The organism is Leptospira sarikeiensis (genome assembly GCF_004769615.1).
Lineage (GTDB): Bacteria > Spirochaetota > Leptospiria > Leptospirales > Leptospiraceae > Leptospira_B > Leptospira_B sarikeiensis.
Window position 1 is genome coordinate 1 of sequence record NZ_RQGF01000018.1, and the last position, 500, is coordinate 500.

General features: G+C 42.0%; 1 protein-coding gene. It reads right to left on the bottom strand.

Annotated elements, in window-relative coordinates; translation table 11 throughout:
- The coding region (locus EHQ64_RS08850; protein WP_135648250.1) for a hypothetical protein at positions 1–500 on the bottom strand (500 nt) is incomplete at both ends.

The following is a 500-nucleotide window of genomic DNA, read 5'->3' on the forward strand; positions in this document are numbered from 1 at the left end:
GGATAAGCACCTGCATTTTTACAGTGCTATCATATGCGGCTTGGGAATTTGTAAGCTCTGCACGAGCAAGCTCTAACGCCTTTCTTTTTTCCTCTAATGCCTTATTTGCAACCTCTAGATCCGATAAAATACTTGTTCCACTACCTGGATTTGTTCCTACATTCGTTGTCGAAGTTGGATCCAGTCCCGGTTGAGAATATGTGGAAGAAGCACCACTTCCATTTAGTTCTGCAAGTAAGCTCAAATATGCATTCTGTTTTGCGATAAAGTCGGCTTTTAAGGTTTCAACTTCTGTTTGTAACCCTGCCGCGGTTTTATTTCCTACATTCGCTACTGCATAATCGTATACGGACTGGGCCCTTGTTTGATTATCTTGTAAAACCTTCAACTCGGCCTGAGCGATCCTAAGTTCCAATTCTTGGGTAGAATAGATCCCGCTTGAACTCAATAAACCGTTCGCACTTCTTACATCGTCGTCATGTAATGAGTTTTGAGAATCT